Annotated in this window: 19 protein-coding genes; 8 read left to right on the forward strand and 11 right to left on the reverse strand. The window is 68.2% G+C overall.

From position 1 onward, the window contains the following. Positions 1-139: 139 nt before the first annotated feature. Genes ABZX92_RS01015 through ABZX92_RS01025 form a run of 3 tightly spaced genes read right to left on the reverse strand, consistent with a single transcriptional unit; the run spans position 140 to position 2,286 of the window. Complete coding sequence (locus ABZX92_RS01015) at positions 140-1,261, reverse strand: hypothetical protein (protein WP_355552009.1); 1,122 nt, start codon at positions 1,259-1,261, stop codon at positions 140-142. Positions 1,262-1,312: 51 nt separating this feature from the next. Further along, on the reverse strand, positions 1,313-1,702 hold the full coding sequence (locus ABZX92_RS01020) for a rhodanese-like domain-containing protein (RefSeq protein WP_355552011.1): 390 nt from the start codon (positions 1,700-1,702) through the stop codon (positions 1,313-1,315). Further along, entirely contained in the window at positions 1,699-2,286 is a 588-nt protein-coding gene (locus ABZX92_RS01025) for a cysteine dioxygenase family protein (RefSeq protein WP_355552014.1), read from the reverse strand. Before ABZX92_RS01025 ends, ABZX92_RS01020 begins: the two co-directional genes overlap by 4 nt. A 263-nt stretch (positions 2,287-2,549) precedes the next feature. On the opposite strand from ABZX92_RS01025, the gene ABZX92_RS01030 reads away from it, so the two are divergent. Next, a complete protein-coding gene (locus tag ABZX92_RS01030) occupies positions 2,550-3,362 on the forward strand; it encodes a PIG-L family deacetylase (RefSeq protein ID WP_355552017.1) in 813 nt (270 codons plus the stop codon). On the opposite strand, the gene ABZX92_RS01035 is transcribed toward ABZX92_RS01030, so the two are convergent. Further along, positions 3,355-4,536, reverse strand: coding sequence for an L-tyrosine/L-tryptophan isonitrile synthase family protein (locus ABZX92_RS01035; RefSeq protein WP_355552020.1), 1,182 nt, complete (start codon positions 4,534-4,536; stop codon positions 3,355-3,357). The genes ABZX92_RS01030 and ABZX92_RS01035 overlap by 8 nt on opposite strands. Positions 4,537-4,656: 120 nt before the next feature. On the opposite strand from ABZX92_RS01035, the gene ABZX92_RS01040 reads away from it, so the two are divergent. Next, positions 4,657-5,535, forward strand: a complete 879-nt coding sequence (locus ABZX92_RS01040; protein ID WP_355552023.1) for a helix-turn-helix domain-containing protein — start codon at positions 4,657-4,659, stop codon at positions 5,533-5,535. A 7-nt stretch (positions 5,536-5,542) separates the two neighbouring features. On the opposite strand, the gene glgX is transcribed toward ABZX92_RS01040, so the two are convergent. Beyond that, complete coding sequence (gene glgX, locus ABZX92_RS01045; RefSeq protein WP_355552026.1) at positions 5,543-7,657, reverse strand: glycogen debranching protein GlgX; 2,115 nt, start codon at positions 7,655-7,657, stop codon at positions 5,543-5,545. Positions 7,658-7,891: 234 nt separating this feature from the next. Here glgX and ABZX92_RS01050 point away from each other — a divergent pair, with 234 nt between their 5' ends. From ABZX92_RS01050 to ABZX92_RS01065, 4 genes are all read left to right on the forward strand, one after another. Next, on the forward strand, positions 7,892-8,659 hold the full coding sequence (locus ABZX92_RS01050; protein ID WP_231114787.1) for an ABC transporter ATP-binding protein: 768 nt from the start codon (positions 7,892-7,894) through the stop codon (positions 8,657-8,659). Between the two features lie 189 nt (positions 8,660-8,848). Beyond that, positions 8,849-9,628: an enoyl-CoA hydratase-related protein gene (locus ABZX92_RS01055; protein WP_355552029.1), complete on the forward strand. Its 780-nt coding sequence runs from the start codon at positions 8,849-8,851 to the stop codon at positions 9,626-9,628. Further along, a complete protein-coding gene (locus tag ABZX92_RS01060; RefSeq protein WP_355552032.1) occupies positions 9,618-10,574 on the forward strand; it encodes a class I SAM-dependent methyltransferase in 957 nt (318 codons plus the stop codon). Before ABZX92_RS01055 ends, ABZX92_RS01060 begins: the two co-directional genes overlap by 11 nt. A gap of 1 nt (position 10,575) precedes the next feature. Further along, positions 10,576-11,736 (forward strand): class I SAM-dependent methyltransferase, encoded by a 1,161-nt coding sequence (locus ABZX92_RS01065; protein WP_355552035.1) that lies wholly within the window; start codon positions 10,576-10,578, stop codon positions 11,734-11,736. A gap of 8 nt (positions 11,737-11,744) precedes the next feature. On the opposite strand, the gene ABZX92_RS01070 is transcribed toward ABZX92_RS01065, so the two are convergent. Further along, positions 11,745-12,314 (reverse strand): TetR/AcrR family transcriptional regulator, encoded by a 570-nt coding sequence (locus ABZX92_RS01070; protein ID WP_355552038.1) that lies wholly within the window; start codon positions 12,312-12,314, stop codon positions 11,745-11,747. Positions 12,315-12,405: 91 nt separating this feature from the next. Between ABZX92_RS01070 and ABZX92_RS01075 the strand changes: the two genes are divergently transcribed. Next, a complete protein-coding gene (locus tag ABZX92_RS01075) occupies positions 12,406-12,795 on the forward strand; it encodes a DUF4267 domain-containing protein (RefSeq protein WP_355552041.1) in 390 nt (129 codons plus the stop codon). A gap of 36 nt (positions 12,796-12,831) precedes the next feature. On the opposite strand, the gene ABZX92_RS01080 is transcribed toward ABZX92_RS01075, so the two are convergent. The 5 genes from ABZX92_RS01080 to ABZX92_RS01100 all read right to left on the reverse strand — a co-directional run bounded on the left by ABZX92_RS01080 (position 12,832) and on the right by ABZX92_RS01100 (position 20,799). Continuing rightward, a complete protein-coding gene (locus tag ABZX92_RS01080; RefSeq protein WP_355552044.1) occupies positions 12,832-13,557 on the reverse strand; it encodes a nucleotidyltransferase domain-containing protein in 726 nt (241 codons plus the stop codon). Between the two features lie 105 nt (positions 13,558-13,662). Continuing rightward, a complete protein-coding gene (locus tag ABZX92_RS01085) occupies positions 13,663-14,352 on the reverse strand; it encodes a LuxR C-terminal-related transcriptional regulator (protein WP_355552047.1) in 690 nt (229 codons plus the stop codon). 143 nt (positions 14,353-14,495) lie between these two features. Beyond that, positions 14,496-17,753, reverse strand: coding sequence for a GH92 family glycosyl hydrolase (locus ABZX92_RS01090; protein ID WP_355552050.1), 3,258 nt, complete (start codon positions 17,751-17,753; stop codon positions 14,496-14,498). Between the two features lie 58 nt (positions 17,754-17,811). Further along, positions 17,812-18,666: a nucleoside hydrolase gene (locus ABZX92_RS01095; RefSeq protein ID WP_355552052.1), complete on the reverse strand. Its 855-nt coding sequence runs from the start codon at positions 18,664-18,666 to the stop codon at positions 17,812-17,814. A 102-nt stretch (positions 18,667-18,768) separates the two neighbouring features. Then, positions 18,769-20,799 (reverse strand): RICIN domain-containing protein, encoded by a 2,031-nt coding sequence (locus ABZX92_RS01100; RefSeq protein ID WP_355552055.1) that lies wholly within the window; start codon positions 20,797-20,799, stop codon positions 18,769-18,771. 252 nt (positions 20,800-21,051) lie between these two features. On the opposite strand from ABZX92_RS01100, the gene ABZX92_RS01105 reads away from it, so the two are divergent. Next, positions 21,052-22,110, forward strand: a complete 1,059-nt coding sequence (locus tag ABZX92_RS01105; protein WP_355552058.1) for a hypothetical protein — start codon at positions 21,052-21,054, stop codon at positions 22,108-22,110. Positions 22,111-22,159 lie beyond the last annotated feature (49 nt).

The following is a 22,159-nucleotide window of genomic DNA, read 5'->3' on the forward strand; positions in this document are numbered from 1 at the left end:
CTCTCGCCGGGCGCTCTCCCGCCTCACGTGGCCAGTTGATCGCCAGGGTCCCGTCCGCCGCTCTCCACCCTCGCGGCCGGCCGATCCCCAGGGCGGGGGCCAGCAGGCTCCTGCTCGCCGCGCCTCCCACTTCACGCGGCTAGCTGATCTCCAGGCGGGCGCGGGTCGCCGCCACCCGCGGACTCCAGCCCGCGAGCTCGTGCGCTTCGGCCGTGAGCTCGCGGGCCTTCGCGTTGTTGCCGTCGGCCATCCACGCCCGCGCGATGGTGATCAGGTCGTCGGCCCGTCCCACGGCGTTCTCGCTGCTCTCGGCCGACCACTCGGCCAGCTGCCTGGCCTTCCCGGTCTCGCCCTCCAGCAACGCCATGATCGCGACCGTCCCGTGCGCGCGGTGTTTCGGGTAGCCCGCGTCGTAGGCGTTGCCGAGCATGTTGCGGGCCGTTTCCAGGCCGGCCTCCTCGGGGAACTGCCCGGCCTCGGCCGCCAGCACCGCGATGCCCGCCGTGGTCGCCATCACGAACGCCAGCTCACGGGTGCCGAGGTCGGTCCGCCCGCTCAGACCGAGCACGAGCTGCAGCGCGTCGAGGTACTTCTCGCGCGCGCACAGGGTGACGACCTTGAGGCCGACGACGGTGAGCAGATCGGGGTGGGCCCGCACCAGCTCGGCGTAGATCCGGTCGGACTCGTCGAGGTCACCGCGGTAGTAGGCGTCCATGCCCGCCGCCACCCGCGGCCGCGCCTCCAACTCGCCCAGCCTGCGTCCGGTGAGCTTCGGCAGCGAGAACAAGAACCAGCCCAGGCTGGTGTGGCCGGGCCGCTCGACCGGCACGAGCTGCAGCACGAAGCACGCCGTGGCGGCGAGCGCGAGCCCCTTGCCGAACGCCGGCCCGGTCGCGAACCAGCAAGCCGCCGCGACGACCGCGCACAGGACGGCCGAGAAGACTCCCGTGAGGACGGTCCGCCTGCGCACACCCGGCTTCAGCCCGGTGATGCCGATCGTCGCCAGCACCGGGATCTTGCGCAGCACGATCCGCCGGTTCGTGGTGGTCCACGCCTTGAGCTCGCCGCCGACGCCGATGATCACGTGGGTGATCCGGAGTCCGAAGAGGACAGCGCCCAGCGCCAGACCCACTTGCAGCGCCATGAGTTCCAGCAGCAGACCGGCCAGCGCTCCAGCCAGGCCGACGTACCACTCGGGGAGGGTCCAGGCGATCGTGCCGGCCACCACCAGGGCCGTCACGACCCAACGCACAACTGTCACGGTCTCCAGACGCTACCGGCGTGACAACGGTTCCACGCGCGGATCAGCGGATCAGACGACGGCCTGCGAGCCGCCCTCGCGGATCGGCAGCCCGGCCGCGCGCCACCCCCGGTACCCGCCCACGAGATCGGTCGCGTTGGCGAGCCCGATCCGTTGCAGATCACGAGCGGCCAGCGACGACGCCCAGCCCTCGTTGCACACCACCACGACGGTCGTGTCGGCGGTGAAGCCGGGCAGCCGCCAGTCGCCGACCGGGTCGAGGCGCCACTCCAGCACGATCCGCTCGACCACGACGGAGTTCTCGATCTCGCCCTCGGCCTGCCGGTTGTGGACCGGCCGGATGTCGACGATCAGCGCGTCCTTCAGCTCGTGCAGCTCGTGGGGTTCGAGGCGCTTCAGGTGCGATCGCGCCTCGTCGAGAATGGTGTCGACGTTGCTCACGGGCCCTCCAGGTCGGCCAGCTGACGCAGTTCGGACAGCGGCAGGCGCTGCGCGGGCAGTGGCGGGATCGAGTCGGGGATGTCGTGCAGCGAGGCGTACTCGCGGGTCGGCACGAGCGGCGGCGAGTAGGCGTGCACGGTCGCGGCCGGCGCTTCGAAGGGGTTCGTGACCTGGTGCGCTCGTCCGGAACCGAAGCCGAGCGCGTCGCCGGTGTTGCGGATCGCGGTGCGGATCGGGCCCGCCGGGTAGCGGTAGTCCTCGTTGAGCTTGCCGGTCAGCACCGTGAACGAACCCGCGGAGCCGCCGTGGTCGTGCGGCTCGGTGCCCTGACCCGGCAGCCACGACAGCAGCCACAGCTCGACGCCCTCGGTCAGGCCGAGACGCGCCCACCAGCGGTGTTCGGCCGAGTAGTCGAGGATCGAGAGCAGGCCGGTGGTCATCTCGCTCGCCACGAACGACGTCAGATCGCGCAGCTCGCGCGGCGTCCACAGCGACCGGGACGGATGGATCACGTCGCGCAGCAGTCGGCTGCTCAGCGCCGGGTGAAGGTCGAATTGATCTTGGTCGGCATAGGTCGAACTCACGCACTCGCTCCTGAAGGCCGCGTCGGTACGGGGGTAGCGATCAAGACGCGACGCAGGGCGCTCGGGTCAGCGCGTGCGTCGCGTCGAGCTACACCCGCACGACGCCACGAGTACGAGGTCGATCGTGCGGTCGGTCCAGCAGTAGACGACCACGAGCGTGATGGTGCCAGACGCGCTCGGAACGTGGCTAGAGCGTCCATTGGGTGGTCTGTGGTCTTTACCAAGAGTTGCTTCCACCTGATGGGACGCCGTACGCAGCAAGGATGGAGCTAAGTCGCCGAAAGGCGCTCGCACTCGGTGCCGCCGCAGCCCTGCTGCCCACGGGCACCGCGCAGGCCGCCGCACCACCCGCGATCTTCTACTCACCGCACCAGGACGACGAGTCGCTCGCGATGGCCGGATCGATCCGCGAGCACAAGGAAGCCGGCCGCCGGGTGATCCTCGTGTTGCTCACGAGAGGTGAGAACGGCGGGTTGCTGGACATCATGAACGGCACCGCGGACTGTCCGTTGGGGACGGATTGCCCCGGCGGTGGCTCACACAGCTTCGGCCTCGTGCAGGACGACATCGTCCGCGGCCGCACCGCCGAGTTCACCGCCGCCGCGCGCCGCCTCGGTGTCGACCAGATCGTGGTGCGGGACCGGCCGGACTCCGCGTGGACCGACTACGCCGGGTTCGTGCGGGAGGTCCGCGACACGATCCTGGAGTTCGAGGCCCGGTATCCGGGCGCCTCGCACAAGCTGGTCAACGGCTACCGCGACGTGATCTACGGGTATCCGCCGGACGACGCCAACCTCACGCACAAGGCGTGCCGGGAGGCGGCGGAAGGGCTGGCCCTGGATCTCCGCTTCTACTGGGTCTACGGCTACACCTGGCCGTTGGAGAAGCGTACTGCCGACTACGTGCTTCCGTTGAGCGACAAGCAGTTCGCGCGCAAACGGCAGGCGCTGGCCGAGTACTCCCGCTGGGACCCGAGGCACGGCAGGTACGCCCTCGGGTACCACAGCGTCGGCACGCTCATGATCGACCCGGCGGCGGCGGATCCGCACGAGTACATCGATCTGCCGTCTAGCTGATTTCCCGGTAGTAGTAAGGGAAGGGGTCGTTCGGGAGGTGCACCGGGATCGCGCCGTTCAGCTTGGCGTCGAGCTCGGTGCGCACCCGCCACTGGCCGTTCGGCTTCTGGACCGCGACTCCCTGCCACGGGAAGACGTTCGTGAACTTGTTGACCAGGTGGAAGCCCCACTGGCCGGGCTTCGGGTGCACGGTGCCGCGGATCGACTGCGGGTAGAAGCGCGGCACCATGTTCATGACGCGCAACGTGTAGAGCGTGAGCGTGAACCTGAGCGCGTACTCGTCGGCGCGCTTCAGGATGTGGTCGCCCACCGCGCGCATCTCGTCCGCCGCACCGGCAACGTCCTCACCGGCGACCGTGCGCGAGAGCACCTGACTGAGCAGATGCACGGCCTCGGCGTGTGTGTTCATGTTCGCCGTGAGGTTGCGGACGAGGTACTTGCGGTGCGCGTCGTCGGTGTTGTCGTGCCACCACCTGCGCACCTTGGGTTCGAGGCGTGCCTTCACGTCGTCGAACTCGTCCTGCACCGACGCCACGACGTCGTCCAGCATGTCGACCATCGTGATCGTCTTCTCGGCGTCGAGGTCGCGGATCATCCGCTCGGCGCCGGCCCGGTAGCAGCGCGCCTCGTGGTCGCTGACGCCGAACAACGGCCCGTAGATCATGCCGTCGCTGATCACGTGCATGACCGCGCCGGGCTCGTGCACGAGGCTGATCGCGTGGCTCAGCTCGATCAGCCGCCGCAGGTTCAGCAACTCGGCCATGTCGGGGGAGCGGCGGCGGACCTTCACCGGGTTCGGGATCTTGAACGGGTACGACGGCAGCGTCACCGGGATCGGCGTGCCCTGTTCGACGTGCAGGCGCAGGGTGTCCTGCCACAGCTCCCAGTTCTCGGTGAACCTGGTCTTCTCGACGCTGCCGGCCCGGTACCGCCCGCACGCCATGATCTCGAAGATCCGCCTGGCCGGGTCGTCGATCCGGTTCAGCTTCGGGCGGATCTTGCCGATGAACGTCTCCGCCTCGGCCAGCGCGGTCTCGCGTATCGCCGCGTGGTCGATCGACTCGACGACCTCGGGTTCGGGTTCGGCGGTTCCGAGTGCCACCACCCCGCCGCGCACCGGTTCCGTCGGGCTGAGCATCACGAACCACGGATCGACTGTTTCCACGTCGAGCACGGCAAGGCTCCCTCGCGGTTGGCGACAAACGAATGCGGCACGGATTCGTTGTTATTCTCGACAGGGTTCTCCGCTGCCGCCAAGAGGCGAAAATCGCCACCTGGGGGAGGGATCCTGCCAATGCGCAGAGTTGTCGTGTTCGTGTCCGAAGGGGTGGTTCTGCTCGATCTCGGGATGGTGTCCAGTGCATTCGAGGACGACCTGAGCGAAGGTGCGATCCAATACCAATTGAGATATGCCTGCCTCGACGGGAAAAGTGCGCGGACCTCGCATCGGCTGCGCATTGAGGCACATGGCGGACTTGAACTGTTCCGCCAGGCCCACACCGTTGTGGTGCCCGCTTTCACCAGCGTCAACCGTTCCGCCACACCTGCGGTGTTCGATGCGCTGAGGGCTGCTCGTGCGGCCGGCGCCCGCCTGGTCGGGCTCGCCACCGGCGCGTTCGTGCTGGCGGAGGCGGGTGTGCTGAACGACGGCGTCGCGGCCGTCAGCGTCGAGTGGTCAGACGTGTTCGCCCGCCGGTTTCCGCAGGTCGACGTCGCTTCCGGGGTGCCTTACGTCGACTGGGAGGGTGTTTCCACGTCGAGTGACTCGGCCGGCACCGTCGCGCTGCTGCGGCATCTCACCCGGCGCGACTCGGACGGCGTGAATGAAACCGACAGCTTGTCCGCATTGAAGGAATGGATTGTTCACAACCTCGAAAAGCCCTTGTCGTTGGATGCACTGGCCGGGCGCGCGCATCTCTCGCAACGCACGCTGATCCGAAGATTTCGTGCTGAGACGGGCCTCTCACCCGGCCAGTGGGTCCTCGCTCGCCGCATCGACGCCGCCAAGACGTTGCTCGAAACGACGCCGGACACCGTCGACCAGATCGCCCGCGCGGTCGGATTCAGTTGTGCGAGCACGCTGCGCGACCATTTCAAGCGGGTGACCGGAGTCACACCGTCGAATTACCGTTCCGTTGTCCTGAATGTGGACCGCGAGCTCAGGAGCAATTGAGACGGGATCAGCGCGGGACCCGCAGCAGCAACAGCGCGCGCGGTTCCAGCGTCAGCGTCGACCTGGGCAGCACCGCGCCCGGTGTGGCGGGGGAGCCGTCCGGTGTCGTCGTGTCGAGGAACGGCTCGTACGACGGCCCGTACCGCTCGTGCGGCATCGTCACCGTGACCGGGTCCGCGCCGGCGTGCATCAGCAGCAGCCACGAGTCGTCCGACACCAGCTCGCCGTCCCGCGTGCGCGACAGGCAGTTCGAGCCGTCGATGAACATGCCGAGCGTGCGGCGGCCTTCGTCGAACCAGTCGGTCTCGGCCATCTCGCGCCCGTCCGGCCGGAACCACACCAGGTCGGGGTTGCCGCTGGGCGTCGTGCGGCCCTCGAAGAACTCCGGCTGCCGCAGCGCCGGTGAGCTGGCCCTCAGGTCGATGACCTTCTGCGTGAACCCGAGCAGCGCCTTCCCCGCGTCGGTCTCCGTCCAGTCCACCCACGACACCTCGTTGTCGAGGCAGTAGGCGTTGTTGTTGCCGCCCTGCGTCCGCCACATCTCGTCGCCCGCCACCATCATCGGCGTGCCGGTGGACAGCAGCAGCGTCGCGAGCTGGTTGCGCGCCTGCCTGGCCCGCAGCGTGAGCACCTCGGGATCGGTCGTCTCGCCCTCGGCCCCACAGTTCCACGACCGGTTGTCGTTCGTCCCGTCGCGGTTCTCCTCGCCGTTCTCCTCGTTGTGCTTGTCGTTGTACGACACCAGATCCCGGAGCGTGAACCCGTCGTGCGCGGTGATGAAGTTGATCGACTGCCACGGCCGGCGCAGGTCGTCCGCGTAGAGGTCGCTCGACCCGCTCAGCCGGTACGCGAGATCGCGCACCGACGTGTGCCCGCGCCAGAAATCCCGGACCGTGTCGCGATACCTGCCGTTCCACTCGGCCCACTGCACCCCGAAGTCGCCGACGCGGTAGCCGTCGCCGGTCGCGTCCCACGGCTCCGCGATCAGCTTCGCCCGGCACAGCACCGGATCCGTCGTGATGGCGGTGAGCAGCGCACTGTCCCGGTCGAAGAAGCCGCCGCCGGGCCGGCCCATCGTCGAGGCGAGGTCGAACCGGAACCCGTCGACGCCCAGCTCGTCGGCCCAGTACCGCAGCGAGTCCGTGACCAGCCGCACGACCTGCGGCGACCCGGCGTCCAGCGTGTTGCCGCACCCGGTGATGTCGACCGTGCTGCCGCCACCCGCGTGCAGGTAGTAGCCCGGCGCGTCGAACCCGCGGAAGCAGATCGTCGGCCCGTCCGGGCCGCCCTCGCAGGTGTGGTTGTAGACGACGTCGATCAGCACCTCGATGCCCGCGGCGTGCAGCGCGGCCACCATCGTCCGGAACTCCTGGATCTCGTTGCCCGGCTCGCTCGCGTACGCGGCGTGGGGCGCGCAGTAGCCGAGCGGCGAGTAACCCCAGTAGTTGCTCGCGTTGCGCGCGATCAGCGACGGCTCGTCCTGGAACGCCTGGACCGGCAGGAGTTCGACCGTGGTGACGCCGAGCCTGGTCAGGTGCTCGAGCGCCGCCGGGTGCGCCAGCCCGAGGTACGTGCCGCGCAGCTTCTCCGGGATGTCCGGGTGGTTCTTCGTGAAGCCCTTGACGTGCATCTCGTAGATGACGGCCTCTTCGAACGGCACCTCGGGCTTGACCCCGGTGTCCGCGCCGCCGGGCGAGCTCACGACGCTCAGCGGAACGGAGCCGAGCGAGTCGATGGCGGACGGAGGGCCGTGCATCGGATCACCGACGTACCCGAGCGACGCCCTGAGGTTCGTGATCTTGCCGGTGATCTGCCGCGCGTAGGGGTCGACGAGGATCTTGGCGGGGTTGCACCGCAGCCCGCGGCCTGCGTCGTACGGCCCGTGCACCCGGTACCCGTACCGCTGGCCCGGCGTCACTCCTGGCACCAGCCCGTGCCACACCCCGAACGTCCGCTCGGTCAGCTCGACCCGTTTCTCCTCGCCGTCGTCGTCGATCAGGCAGACCTCGACCGCATCGGCGACATGTGACGTCACCGCGAACCGGACACCGCCTGCCTCGGCGTGTGCCCCCAGTGGGAACGGACGGCCTGCCAGCACCTCGGACTCGGGTCGCGTAGCCATACCTCCGATCTTGGCATCCGATACCGACAAAAAACTCGCGAGTTCACCGTGCCGGCCCAGCCCGCACTCCTATCGCCCGCTTGCCGGCCCGCACGCGGGGACGCTGCGTGCGCTCCTGACGAACGAAAGCGCCCCGCGTGCGGTCCGGGGACACCCCGATGGGGGGATGGGGAGAGGGGGTTCGGAAGAATGCGGGGCGTGGCGGACGTCGACGTGACAGATCTGGTCGTGCACATGGCGGGCGTGTCGGTCCGTCGTGGGAAGAACGTGCTGGTCGGCAACATCGACTGGAGCGTGGAGCTGGATGAGCGCTGGGTGGTGCTGGGCCCGAACGGCGCCGGCAAGACCACCCTGCTACGGCTCTCCAGCGCTGAACTGCACCCGACCAAGGGCAAGGTCCACCTCCTGGGCGAGCGGCTGGGCAAGACCGACGTCCAGGAGCTCAAGCCGCGCATCGGCCTGTGCTCGGCGGCGTTGAACGGCCGCGTCCCCGGCGACGAGACGGTCGTCGACCTGGTGGTCTCCGCCGGTTACGCGGTGCTCGGCCGGTGGCGCGAGGAGTACGGCAAGCAGGACACCGACCGCGCCCGTGAGCTTTTGGGCACCCTCGGCATCGAGCACCTGGCCGACCGTCTCTACGGCACGCTGAGCGAGGGCGAGCGCAAGCGCACCCTGATCGCCCGTGCTCTCATGACCGACCCGGAGATGCTGCTGCTCGACGAGCCCGCCGCAGGCCTTGACCTGGGCGGACGTGAGGATCTGGTGGCGAAGCTGTCCGAGTTGGCGCTCGACCCGGACGCGCCGGCGATGGTGCTGGTCACGCACCACGTCGAGGAGATCCCGCCCGGCTTCACGCACGCGCTGCTGCTCCGGGAAGGCTCCGTCGTCGCTCAAGGCCTGCTCGACGACGTTCTCACTGAGGAAAACCTCTCAAAGACGTTCGGTCAGGACCTCGAACTGCAAAAGTCGGGGGAGCGGTTCTTCGCCCGCCGGAAGGTCTGACAACTGTGCCGTCTGCCGCTGCTTCGCAGACGGCGGCGAGTTCGTCGAGAAGTCGGTCGTCCGGCCAATCGCCGGCACCGAATTGGGCTCCGCCGAATTCGGCACCGGCGGTTGACCGGACGACCGACACGAACTCGCAACTACCGCCCGGTAACATGCGGTCGGTCCCGTACTCATCGAGGAGGCAGTGTGGCTGAGTTCGTCAGGCTCGAGGTCGAGGACGGGATCGGCACGATCCGGCTGGATCGGCCGCCGATGAACGCCCTGAACCGCCAGGTGCAGACCGAGCTCCAGGCCGCCGCCAAGGAGGCCTCCGAGCGTTCCGACGTCTACGCGGTGATCGTCTACGGCGGCGAGAAGGTCTTCGCGGCCGGCGCCGACGTCAAGGAGTTCGCGCAGATCTCCCACGCCGAGATGACGCTGCGGGCCAAGAGCCTGTCGGACGCACTCGGCGCACTGGCGTCCGTGCCGAAGCCGACCGTCGCCGCGATCACCGGCTACGCGCTGGGTGGCGGCTTCGAGGTCGCGCTGGGCTGCGACCGCCGCATCGCCGGCGACAACGCCAAGGTCGGTCAGCCCGAGATCCTGCTCGGCCTGATCCCCGGCGGTGGCGGCACGCAGCGCCTCGCCCGGTTGATCGGTCCTTCGAAGACCAAGGACCTGCTGTACACCGGCCGGTTCGTCGGCGCCCAGGAGGCGCTCGAGATCGGCATGGTCGACGAGGTCGTCGCGCCGGACGACGTGTACGCCGCGGCCGTTCGCTGGGCCGAGCAGTTCGTCAACGGACCGGTGCTGGCGCTCGCCGCCACGAAGGCCGCTGTGGACGGCGGCCTCGACACCGACCTGGAGTCGGGTCTCAAGTTGGAGAGCCACCTCTTCGCGGCGCTGTTCGCGACCGAGGACAAGAAGGCGGGCGTCGAGTCGTTCATCGCGAACGGGCCCGGAAAGGCGAAGTTCAGTGGCAACTGACCCGGCACCCAACCCGCACGCGACCGCCGAAGAGGTCGAGGCGGCTTACAAGGACACCAAGCTCGCGCAGGTGCTCTACCACGACTGGGAAGCGGGCACCTACGACGAGAAGTGGTCGATCTCCTACGACGACCGCTGCATCACCTACGCGACGGACCGGTTCCGTGCGGCCGCCGGTGACGTCGGCCCGTACGAGCACGCGCTGGAACTGGGCTGCGGCACGGGTTTCTTCCTGCTGAACCTGATGCAGGGCGACGTGATCAAGAAGGGCTCGGTCACCGACCTGTCGCCCGGCATGGTCGAGGTCGCGCTGCGCAACGCTTCCCACCTCGGTCTGGACGTCGACGGCCGGGTCGCGGACGCCGAGCGGATCCCGTACGACGACAACACGTTCGACCTCGTCGTCGGCCACGCGGTGCTGCACCACATCCCCGATGTGGAGGCGGCGATGCGCGAGGTGCTGCGTGTTCTGAAGCCCGGCGGCAAGTTCGTGTTCGCGGGCGACCCGACGAACATCGGCAACTTCTACGCGCGCAAGCTCGGCCAGGCGACGTGGTGGCTGACCACCAACGTCACCAAGGCACTTCCGCTGCTGGGCTCGTGGCGCCGGCCGCAGGAGGAGCTCGACGAGTCTTCTCGTGCCGCGGCCCTGGAAGCCGTCGTCGACCTGCACACGTTCGACCCGGACCAGCTTGAAGCGACGGCTCGGCGTGCGGGTGCGGTGGGCGTGCGCGCGGTGACGGACGAGCTGTCGGCCGCGCTGTTCGGCTGGCCGGTGCGCACGTTCGAGGCCGCCGTGCCGCGCGAGAAGCTGGGCTTCGGCTGGGCGATGTTCGCCTACCGCACCTGGCAGAACCTCTCGTGGGTGGACCAGAACGTGTTCTCGAAGGTGCTGCCGCGCGAGGTGTTCTACAACGTGTCGGTCACCGGCAGGAAGTCCTCCTGAGTTGGGGTACGCGTTCACCTCGTCCGACGTGGCGTTCCTGCGGTCTGCTGCCGGAGTCGCCGCGTTGGCCTCGGTGGACGCGTTGCCCTTCACCGACTCTTCTCGGTTGCACGACGTAGGAGCTGCCCGCAAGCTGCTCGGCGCCTCGTTCGCTCCCGTCGTGGAAACCGTGCTGCTGCGCCGTCGTGCGATGTCCAAACTGGACTCTGCTGCGGGCTGGCTCTTCACCGACGACGCTCTCCAGCAGGCCACCGCTTCCGCGGTCGCCCGGCATCGGGCCGCTCGGTTCGCCGATCGGGATGTCCACGACGTCACGTGCTCGATCGGCGCGGATCTGTTCGCGTTGAGCGCGGTCGCTTCCCGGTGCGTCGGCTCTGACCTCGATCCGGTCCGGCTTGCCATGGCGCGCAACAACGTTCCCGGCCAGCTGGTCGTCCAGGCCGACGCGTTGCGGCCCGTTTCGCGCGCGGGGGCCGTCACTGCGGACCCGGCCCGTCGTGACTCGTCCGGCCGTCGCAAGTGGCACCCGCAGGATTTCGTGCCGCCGTTGGACGAGCTGTCCTCGATCTACGCCGGGGTCGATCTCGCGGTGAAGTGCGCGCCGGGCATCGACTTCGCGGTCGCGCCCTGGGCCGACGAGATCGAGCTGGTGTCTCTGGACGGCGCTGTGCGCGAAGCCTGCCTGTGGACGCGAGGCCTTGCCACGCCAGGGGTTTCGCGCCGTGCCACTGTGCTGCACGGGTCTTCGGCGTGGACGATCACCGACGCCGAGCCCGACGACTGCCCCGTCGGTCCGCCCGGTCAGTGGATCATCGACCCGGACGGCGCGGTCGTGCGCGCGGGTCTCGTCCGTCACTACGCGGCTCGGCATGGCCTGTGGCAGCTCGACGAACGCATCGCTTACCTGAGCGGTGATGTCGCGCCGGCGGGCATCCGCGCGTTCCGAGTTCTGGAACACGGCCACTACACCGAGAAGTCGTTGAAGTCGCTGCTTTCTTCCCGTGGTGTCGGCCGGTTGGAGATCCTGGTGCGCGGCCTGGACATCGACCCGAACACGCTGCGCAAGCGCCTGAAGCTCTCCGGCCCGGACGAGGCCACGGTGGTGCTGACCAGGATCGGCTCGAAGCCGGTCATGGTGCTGTGTCAGGCCGAGCGCACCTGAGTGCCGCGTCAGGCGCCTTGAAGCGCGCTCAGCATCAGATCCAGCCGTGCCTCGTGGTGATCCGGTCGTAGCCGGTGCCCGTGCGTGAGCGTCGCGATCCCGTGCAGCGAACTCCAGAACACCTCGGTCAGCGTCTCCAGATCCCGTTCTCCCGCAACAGGTTCGACCGCCGCGACGAGCTCGCCGAACGCGTCCCGCAACTCCTGCGGCACTTCGTCCGTGCCGAACGGGATGTCGACCTGCTGCACGAACATCGCGTCGTACAGCGCGGGCCTCTTCGCGGCGAACTCCAGGTACGCCACCGCGGCCGCTTTCAGCCGTGACTCCCCCTGCGCGGGACGGGCTTTCCGCATCAGCCGCGCCAACTCCCCGCACCCCTGGATCGCCACCGCGCGCACGATCGCGTCCTTGCCCTTGAAGTGGCTGTAGAGCACCGGCTGGCTGTACTCGACCTTCTCCGCGAGCCGGCGCGTCGTGACCGCCTCCCAGCCTTCCGCCTCAGCCAGCTCGCGGGCAGCGTCGATGATCAGCTGGTGCCGTTCCGCGCGTTCACGCTCGCGCCGGTTCTGGATGGTCACCAGGCAAATCTAGCACTGCTAGACATTCGAGCGCGACTAGTGTTAGCGTCGCTCCATTCGCTAGCAACGCTAGAACTTCTCGGAGGACATCATGCGGTTGACCACGATCATGGCCTGGCTGGTCGTACTGGCCGGCTTCGTCTTCGGCCTGAACTTCCTGCTCAACGGCCCCGGCGCGGCAGCGGGCTTCGGCGTCGCCGACCCCTCCGGCTACTACGTGGTGAAGGGCGTGCGCGACCTCGCCTACGGCCTGACAGCCCTGATCCTGCTGCTCCTGAAGCAGCGCCGAGCTCTGGGCTGGGTCGTCCTGGCCGACGCGATCATCCCGATCGGCGACTGCCTCGCCGTGCTCACCAGCGGCGGCCCGCTGAGCATCGCGCTGAGCGTGCACGGCTCCGCTGCCGTGCTGGTGCTGCTCACCGCCGGCCTGCTGCTCAGGGAGACGGCACCTGTCCGAGCGGTGCCGGCGCCGACCCGCTGAGCCGGTGCGGGGAGCGGGTGCGGGGGTTGTTCGCAGTCATCGCTGCACAGCGGCCCCCGGCGACAGCGCCCGCACCGCCGCCGCCACTTCCGAGTCGGTGATCTCACCGAGCAGCATTCCGGTCAACACGTGGAACGCCCTGCGCAGCTCGTCCGGATGCGTCGACAACACCAGCGTCCCGGCAAACGCGGAGGCGTCGGCGAGGTCGTCCAGCCCCCGCCCCTGCATCGCGTTGACCCCTTGCTCCAGGCACCGCAACGCCATCACCTGGTCACGCATGTTGTTGATCATGTAGAGCGCCTGCCACGAACGCCCGCGCTCGATCGACGACCGCGCGTGCAGCGCGTAGAGCCAGGCGAGCCCGATCAGCCCGTCGCGGCCAGGCTGACCCACGTGCGGGATCTCGTTGGCCTCGCCGAACAGCAGCCGGAACGTGGGCCCGGTAGCGCCGAACTCCGTCGACGGCCAGAAGGCGATGTCGACCTGAAGTGTCGACCGCATCAGGTAGACGCGGAACAGCACGGCCCCGTGCCACACGTCGAGGTGGCTGACCGCGCCGCACGCGTACATCAGCGCGGTCCAGTCGGCCACCACGGCGTCGATCTCGCGGTCGACCGAGAGTGCGAAGTCGATGTCCGACCAGCGGTCTTCCCTGCCCACCGCCGCGGACCCGGTCAGCGCCGCCCCGACCACCCGCGGGTCGGTGTCGGCGGCGTTGACCAGGTCACGACGCAGCTGATCGCGTTCTGAAACGGTGAACACCACCCCACACTATTGGCCGCGGCTCGACGAATCGACGCAGGCGCAGTGTTCTGCGAGATCACCGCCCGCCGCACGGACGAAGAACCACGCAGGGACGCCAATCCCTTACGTGAGCAACCCCAGCCGCTGCGCCTCCGCCAGCGCCTGAGCGCGGTTGTGCACCCGCAGCTTGAAGAACAGCTGCCGTTGCTCCGACTCCACCGTCTTCACCGCGATCCCCAGCGCCGAAGCCGTCTGCCGCACCGATTCGCCACGCGCGATCGACGCCAGGATGTCGTTCTCCCGGTGCGTCAGCCCAGGAACGTTGTCCGGCATGGCAACCCCGCGACCCCGAGTCCGCACGAGCCCGAGCCGCGCCACCACCGCGGCGGCCTGCACCCGGCTCTGCACCCCGAGCTTCGCGAAGATCCGCCGCTTGTAGTTGACCACGGTGTGCGGCGAGAGCTGGAGAGCCGACGCGACCAGCACAGCCGACAGTCCGGAGCAGACGTACGCGAGCACCTCCATCTCGCGGTCGGTCAACGCTCCCGGTGCGACCCGGCGCAGCGGAACCAGCGGCACGTGCTCCAAAGAGGCGCGCAGCGTTGCCAGTCCGCACGTCGGGCACAACGGCACGAGTGGAAAGTCCGGTACGAATTCCGGTGGAAGCTGCCCCACCACCACGTCCGGCGGCCGCAGACGACACAACAGCACCAGGTCTTCCAAGGTGCAGGCCGTGCCCACGACGAGCCAGCCGGGCAGGGCATCGAGCCAGGTGGCGACGGCGTCGGAGGTGAGCAGGTCCGACGAGTGCACTGCGATCCTCGTTGACCGCACGCAGTTCGGCATGGCGGCGCCTCACGCTCAGAGCGAGGCGGCGGCGCTCGGGCTTACGTCACAAGATAGGACGTGGGCGGTTCCCGCCGCCAGCGCGACGGGAACCGCCCATGTTCGACGAACTAGCTTTGCGCCACGGCAAAAACATGCAGGTCGACATCATCTGGTAGCACGATGCTCGCCAGCGTCTTGCCTTCCGGTGCCACGTACGTCTTCGTCGCGAAGATGTGCGTCGCCACCTTTTCGTTGCCGCCGCCGGACTGGTTGCGGTACGGCGTGTTCGCGACGATCACGTTGCCGTAGCTCGGAGATGCGCCGCCACCGCCCAAAGTCCAGTCGCTGAAACCGATTTCAACGGTCGCGGTGGTGCCGTCCGTGAACGTCACGACCGCGGGCCGGGTGCGGGCGCCGTTCGTGGCTGAACCGAGGAAGGCGAGCCGGGTTCCGGACAGGGCAAGCGTTTGCTTCGCCGCCGTGGCGTTGTCGGGACGGCCGGGAGGCGACGCGGGCCACGTGTAGGACAAGCCGTCCACCGTGCCCGAACCGCCAGGCGTCAGGCCTGCGGTTGCGAGAGCCTGACGCGAGTAGCTGTAGCCGCCGCCGTCGAAGTCGCCCTCGCCGGTCGCGTCGTCGGAGGCACCGACGTTGTTCACGGCGGCGAGCATGCTGCCCGCCGGCGCGACCTTCACCGTCTTCGGCAGCACCACGGGCTTCGCGGCGCCCTCGACGGTCACCGTCACGGTGAAGTCGTAGAAACCGTCCTGCGCAGAGGGTTGCGGGGTGATGGTGAACTCGCCGGGCACGGTTCCGGTGCTGGGCGAGGCAGCGATCAGCGGGTCGATGTCGACCTTGAACGTCGCCTTCGGGTCGCCGTCGTACAGCTTGACGGCGTTGACCTTCACCTTGGTGGGCTTGCCCTGCTCCGCCACCAGATCACGCGGTTCGACGGTCAGGAAGTACGGCTGGTCGTGCTTGATCGGCTGCTCGCCCTCGCGGAACGACGGCGGCGCGTCGGAAGCTCCGCTGCCCCAGGAAGAAGGCGTCTTGCCGAGCACGAAGTCGAGCTTGCCGCCGTGCTCCACGAACGACTCGGGCAGCCAGGTCTTGGTGGTGGCGCGACCGTTGACCTTCAACGACTGCACGTACTTCGTGACCGTGTTGGCGGCCGGAGCGTTGATCGTGATGTCCTTGCCACCGCCGCGGTTGATCTTCACCGACGTGAACAGCGGGCTGCTCAGCACCAGCTCGGCGCGCGACGGCACCTGCGGGTAGATGCCCATCGAGGTGAAGACGAACCAGGACGACATCGCGCCGAGGTCGTCGTTGCCGGGAATGCCGCCGGGAGCGTTCTTCCACAGCGTGCCGATCGTCTCGCGCAACGTCTCCTGCGTCTTGGCGGGCTGGCCGGTGTAGTTGTAGAGCCACGGGACGTTGATCGACGGCTCGTTGTCCAGTTCGGACTTCGCGCCGCCCTGGCCCGTCAGAGCCCAGGTGCCGTCTGCGTTGTGGAAGAAGTCGTCGAGGCGCTTGTTCGCGCGTTCCTTGCCGCCCAACGACTCCACGAGCCCGGCGACGTTGTGCGTGACCATCCACGTGTACTGGGCACTGCTGCCCTCGACGAACCCGTTGCCGGTGCCGGGCGTGAAGTCCTTGACCCACGTGCCGTCGGCGTCGCGGTTGCGGATGTAGCCGCCGGTGGAGTCGGCGACCGGGTCGAAGTTGTTCTGCCACCACTGCGCGCGCTCGGCGAACGTCTTCGCGGTCCTGCGGTCGCCGGTGCGCTCGGCGAGCTGGCTGATCGCGAAGTCCGCCGCGGAGATCTCCAGGGTCTCCGCCGCGCCACCCCACGCGTTCGACACGGACGGCATGTACTTGTGCTGCAGGTACTTGTCGAGCGACGGCCGCTGCCCCACGGACATCACCGCCCAGCCGTCCTTGCTCAGGTCCTGGGCCGTGGGCACGGTCGCGGCCTGCACCAAGGACTTCAGCGAGGACCTGATGTCGTACTTGTCGCCGCCGAACGCCGTGATCGCGGCCAGTGCGATCGGCGCCGGGTCGCCGTTCATCACGTGCGTGCCGCCGCCGTTGTGCGTCCAGCGGTCCCAGACGCCGTTGTTCTGGTCGGCCTGGTTGAGCAGCGACTGCGCGATGTCCGACCCGATCTGCGGCTCCAGCAGCGTGACGAGCTGCAGCTGCGAGCGGTAGACGTCCCAGCCGGAGAAGGTGCCGTACTGGGCCTTCTGCCTGCGTTTGTCGATCTTGTGCGCCTTGCCGTCGAACCCGGCGTACTCGCCGTTGACGTCGCTGAAGAGGTTGGGGTGCAACAGCGCGTGGTACAGCGCGGTGTAGAACTTGGTCCGCTCGTCATCGGAGCCGCCGCCGACCTCGATGCGCTTGAGCTGCTTCTGCCACGCGATGTACGCGTTGTCCCTCATGTCCTCAATGGACTGACCCTTGTTCTCGGCGCTGAGGTTCGCCCGGGCGTTGTCCAGGCTGACGTACGAGATGCCGACCTTGACGTTGACCTGCGAGCCGGGCGCGAACCCGAGGTAGGCGCCGGAACCCTTGCCGAGCACCGGCCAGCCGTTCGTGCCGTACGTCGTGCCGCCCTTGGAGGAGGTGGAATCGGGCGTGACAACGTTGTCTTGATACGTGCCGACCTGGGTGAAGTCCTGGTCGAACTCCGCCACGAAGTGCAGCGTGTAGTAGCTGCGGCGGCCGACCTGGTTGATGTAGCCGCAGAAGTTGCCGGCCGTGACCGAACCCGTGATCGTGCGCTTGGCCTTGTCGATCGACGTGACCGCGTCGCTGCTGCCGACCTGCGACTTGGAGGTGTTGATCAGCACCGTCGCTGGCTTGTCGGCGGGGAAGCTGAAGCGCGCGGCACCGGTGCGTTCGGTGGCGGACAGCTCGGCTTTGGCGCCGGACTTCAACGTCACGTCGTAGCGGCCGGGCTTGGCCACCTCGTCGGAGTGCGCGAACTCACTGGCGTAGACGGCATCCGTCGCGTCCGTGGTCGGCGAAGTCGTGACAGTCCCGACGTGCGGGAAGATCGGGATGTCACCACCGCCGCCCGCGCACCCCGTGCCGGACATGTGGGTCAGGCTGAAGCCGCGGATCTTCGTTGCGTCGTACCGATAACCGCCGGGCGCCGCGGCGCGCAGGGTGTTGCCGCGGCTCGCCTCGGGGCTGAAGGAGAACATGCCGAACGGCACGACCGCTCCGGGGAAGGTGTTCCCGAGATTGGTCGTGCCGATGAACGGGTTCACGTGCGCCGCGGGATCCGGCACCACCTGAGTCTGGGGCTGTGCGGAGGCAGGGACCACTCCGAATGTCATGGCCACCGCCACCGCAGCTGTCATGAGGCCTCTTCGCTGCATGGACGCGGACCCTACTTATCGTGGCCGCGCAACCCCAGAGAGCGACGTGAAGTTGTCGTCAAACGGACAAGCGCTGCTCCATGAAGGCCCGCAGCGCAGGCCAATCGGTGTCTTCCGCAACCTCTACCTGGTGCTTTCCCTCGACGAGGGCGCCCTCGTCGTCGACGTCGAGCAGGTGGGTCCTGAGCTTCAGCGTGCCGGGGATGATCGCTTCCGCCACCGCGACGGCGTCGTGGATCAGGATGCCCTCCTCGCGCTGGGAGAGGTTCTGCTCGGAGTGCCGCGCGAGGTACGCCCGGTAGGTGCCGGTGAAGTTGCTCAGCACCGGGTCGACGTTCGCCAGGAACTCCGTGTCCGCGATGCACCGCTGGGTGAGGTTGAGCGGCACGATGATCGGGTTGCCGCGGCGGATCACCGTCTGAGCCGCCTCGGCGTCGGCCCAGAAGTTGAACTCGGCCCGCTCGGTCATGTTGCCGAGACCCAGCCCACCACCCATGACGATCAGCTGCGGAAACGTGATGCCGGCGTCGAGCGCCGCCGCGATGTTGGTCAACGGCCCGATGGCGACGACCACCGTGCGAGGCGTCAGGTTGTCCGCGAAGAACCGGATCGGGTCGTCCCCGTAAAGGCCCTTATTGTTCTGCGGCAACGTGTGCGCCTGCCCTCCGAGCCCGTCCTCCCCGTGCACGTCCGCCGCCCCGGCCGGCCCCTCGTACCCCTTGACCACCGGCACGCCGGTGCGGCCGAGGTGCGCGAGCAGGCCCAGGGCGTTGCGGGTGGTGAGGTCGAGCGCGACGTTGCCGAACACCGTGGTGAGGCCCTTCAGCTCCACCTCGGGGCTGCGGGCGGCCAGCGCGATCGCGAACGCGTCGTCCACGCCGGGGTCGGTGTCGATGATCAGAGGGATCGCCATGTCACCAGCTTGCCGGACAGCACTTCCGTCCTGCGTGCGGATCTTCGTGCGAAGGGCTCCCTCCGGCGAACCGGAGGGAGCCCCTTCACTCGGTGTGGCGCATCACGCGGGAACCAGCGTCCACCTCTGGTTGCCCTGACGGTGCGTGTCGTGGATGGCGACCCACGCGCCGTTCTGCACGGCAGCGCCCCACACGTCCGCGGCCTTACCGGTCAGCGCGCTCTCCAGCACGAAGGTGCCGTCGGGCTCGGCGCTGAACACGAACTGCTCCGTGTCGCCGTAGTGGCATTCGTACTGGACGAGCTCCGTGCCGTTGGCCCAGCCGCCGTACTTGACGTCGAGGCACTTGCCGGACATCACGTTCTTGAGCGCGTACCTCTTGCCCCCGAGGTCGACGAGGTCCCACGCCATCTTGCCGCCGCCGACGCACTCCCAGATCTCCTGGTTCGCGAGGTTGGCGAGCGCACCCTGGTTCGGCGTGTCCCACACGCCCGCGGTCTGCAGGCAGCGGCCGGACTGGACGCCCTTGAGCTGGTAGCGGCCGACAGCGACCTGCGTGGCGTCGGAGCGGTGCGCCAGGTCGATGATGCGCCAGCGCTGGTGGCCGTCGTTGGTGTTGCCGTAGCTGACGACATTGGTGGCGTTCGGAGTGCCGCCGTCCTTGGCCGTGATGAACTTGCCGGTGGCCACGTTCTTGATCTGGAACGAACCGTCGGTGTTCTCGACGAAGTTCCACCTGTGGTTGCCGTTGTTGGCGTCGCACGGGTTCTGGCGCAGGACTTCGACGGAGCCTTCCAGGCACTGCCGCGAGATCAGGCTGAGCAGCATGTACTCGTTGGTGCCGACCTGCTTCATCACCCACACCTGCTTGGGGCCGCGCACGCAGTCCCACAGCTCGTTGTACTGGTTGTTCTCGATGGCCTGCTCGTACACGCCCGCGATCTGGACGCAACGCCCGGAGGCCTGGCCCTGCAACTCGACCACGAGCTCGTTCTTGGGCTTGGCCAGATCCCTCCTGACGGCCTCGGAGAAGCCGAGGTTGAGGAACGAGTGCCGCGCGGTCAGGTCGCCTGCCAGCGCGGTGGTGGCGGCGGCGACGACCTCCGGCTGGTAGCCGTCCCGCCTGGCGTTGTCGAGGATCTCCTTGATCCTCTTCTCGGTCTCGACCGCGTCCTTCGCGTTCTCCTCGGCGACGTCCGCCTGGTGAGCGGTGTGGACGCCGGTGAAGATGAAGGCCTTGATCTTCGCCGCGTCCCGGCTGTCCAGTGCCAGCTGAGCGGCGGCGACGACGTTCTTGCCGAGCGCCTTGCGGAAGATCTCGTAGGTGAACTCGGAGTCGGTGATGTTCTTGAGCTCGTCCGGCATCGTGGGCCTGGAAACGACCTTCCAGGCCAGGATGCGGGCGTCGTCGCTCGCCTTCTTCTCGTCCCGTGCGCGCTGCGCCTGCGCTTCCGCCTCGCGCCTGCGCTGGTTGTCCAGGTTGAACGCCGCGACGATGCCCTGGGTGATGTACTTCTGACGGTCGGCGTCCGTGGACGTGGCGGTCAGCACCTCGGCCGCCTTCGCCTTGACCTCGCTGCCCGCCGGGGCAAGGGTGTACAGCCGGATGACGAAGCTCTCGAGAGAGTTGGTCTTGTACTGCTCCTCCAGCGGCATCCAGCCGACGAGCTCCGCCGCGGCCATCCGCTCCCGGACGCGGTCGGACTGGCTGGCGAGGTTCCGGACGTCCTCGCGGTAGGCGGGGAAGATGCCCTCGGTGATGAACTTGTAGGTGGCGTTGACGTCCGCCTCGTTCACCTCGTCGAGGAATGCCTTCTGCGCTTCGCGCTTGATGGCGGTGAAGTTCTTCTTCCCCGCCGCTTCCCAGATCCAGATGGTGAAGTTCAGGTCGGTCATCCGCACCTGAGTGGGTGTGACCTGCTCGTTGAGCGTGCTGGCCGCGGCCAGCCGCTGCTGGAGGTCCGACACCTGCGTCGCCCTCGCCTCCGCGGCGGCCATCGCCTGCGGATCGACGCCGAACGGTGCGGCGGCGGCGTGCGCCGGAGCGACCAGCAGACTGCCGGCGAATGTGATGGCGCCCGCGAGCGCGCTGATTCCGCGCATGCCGCGGCCAGCCAGACTGCGTCTGGACAAGACGAATCCCCCAAGACTCGTATCGGCATCGCCCCCAGGCGCGGTGTGGCTCCCCAGCCACGCCGCTCGACCAACGAATCGTCGGATGCCGGAGGGGAACTTCGCACGCCCTCCAAGCGATGCGCAACGTGGTGTGACCTGCATCACTTAACTGTTTGTGTCCGCTCGGGCGCTCCAGGTGCTAGGAACTTCACGGGCGACTTAGCCCGCCACATGGATTCTGGGGGGATGGACATGGGGCGTCATACGCTCATGCCCGCGTTAATGGCCGTGGTGCTCACAGCAGGCCTTGCCGGGGCGGTGAAACCCGCTCCCGCGTTCGCGGACTCGTCGTTCATGATCGCGGCCGCGGTGGATCTGACCGCGGACATGCGCGACACGGTGTGGAAGTTGTCGTACAACCGGGACATGCCGCCCGAACTGCAGGCCGCGGCATACGTGGCGTTCGAGAGCAACGACGACGCGAAGATCAGAGCGTTCATCCGGACCGGGTACTCCGAGGCGATGAGACGTGCGAAGGCGCGGGAGGACTCGAACGCCTGGTACATCGGGGAGATCCACCGGACCTCCATCCCGGGCAGTGAAGTGAACGGCTCGTCCGGGGAAGCCAAGATCGCCAAGAGTGCGGCGCAGGAAGAGTACGTCCAAAGTGGATACGCACGCGCTCAGGAACTGGACCGCCTCAACGACAACAAGCGGCAGGAGCGGCTGGCCCGGCTCGTCAAGGAGGACCGCGACTACGTCGCCCGGCTTGCGGCCGACGATCCCGGCCTTCAGGTGCGGGCGCTGGCGCAGAGCGCGATCAACGGTGACGACCGGTCCGTCGCGTTGTTCTTCAAGTACTACTGGAAGATCGGGGCCGACCTCGACCAGGAGAGGTTCATCCGGTCCACCCTGCAGCAGAACGTGATCTGGCAGGACCGGATCAGGCTGCTGACCGACTCGGCACTCGCCGCGGAGAAGGCCGAGCGCGAGTCGAGCGGCGAGCTGGCGCGCAAGTACCGCCAGGACGCGAAGAACGCGTGGGAGCAGATCGACCGCGAGGCCGGACAGTCCTCAGTGGACTGGCTGGCGGAGAAGGGGAAAGCGGACGCACAGGCTGCCGCGTGGGCCCGAATCGCGGAACACGCGCGGAACGCCCAGTCCGAACAGGACTGGGCAGAGGTTCTCCGCCGGGCCACCGAGTCCAACACCTCCTGGGCGGACGAGGTCAGGTGGGCACAGGGCGAGGCCGCCAAATGGCTGGCCATCGCTGAGCAAGCTCGCAAAGCGGCCAAGGATGCCGTAGAGCGCGATCTGGGGGATCGCTGACATCATGAACAAAAGATCATCAGGCGCCGTGTTGCGGCGCCGGTTAGTC

It is taken from the genome of Lentzea sp. NPDC006480 (assembly GCF_040611995.1).
Taxonomy (GTDB): Bacteria; Actinomycetota; Actinomycetes; order Mycobacteriales; family Pseudonocardiaceae; genus Lentzea.

Bases quoted from the DNA above. Each gene is read 5' to 3' on its own strand.
- ABZX92_RS01105 (WP_355552058.1), top strand. From the start codon at position 21,052: ATGCCCGCGTTAATGGCCGTGGTGCTCACAGCAGGCCTTGCCGGGGCG.
- ABZX92_RS01030 (WP_355552017.1), top strand. From the start codon at position 2,550: ATGGAGCTAAGTCGCCGAAAGGCGCTCGCACTCGGTGCCGCCGCAGCC.
- ABZX92_RS01090 (WP_355552050.1), bottom strand. From the start codon at position 17,753: ATGCAGCGAAGAGGCCTCATGACAGCTGCGGTGGCGGTGGCCATGACA.
- glgX (WP_355552026.1), bottom strand. From the start codon at position 7,657: ATGGCTACGCGACCCGAGTCCGAGGTGCTGGCAGGCCGTCCGTTCCCA.
- ABZX92_RS01075 (WP_355552041.1), top strand. From the start codon at position 12,406: ATGCGGTTGACCACGATCATGGCCTGGCTGGTCGTACTGGCCGGCTTC.
- ABZX92_RS01095 (WP_355552052.1), bottom strand. From the start codon at position 18,666: ATGGCGATCCCTCTGATCATCGACACCGACCCCGGCGTGGACGACGCG.
- ABZX92_RS01050 (WP_231114787.1), top strand. From the start codon at position 7,892: ATGGCGGGCGTGTCGGTCCGTCGTGGGAAGAACGTGCTGGTCGGCAAC.
- ABZX92_RS01040 (WP_355552023.1), top strand. From the start codon at position 4,657: ATGCGCAGAGTTGTCGTGTTCGTGTCCGAAGGGGTGGTTCTGCTCGAT.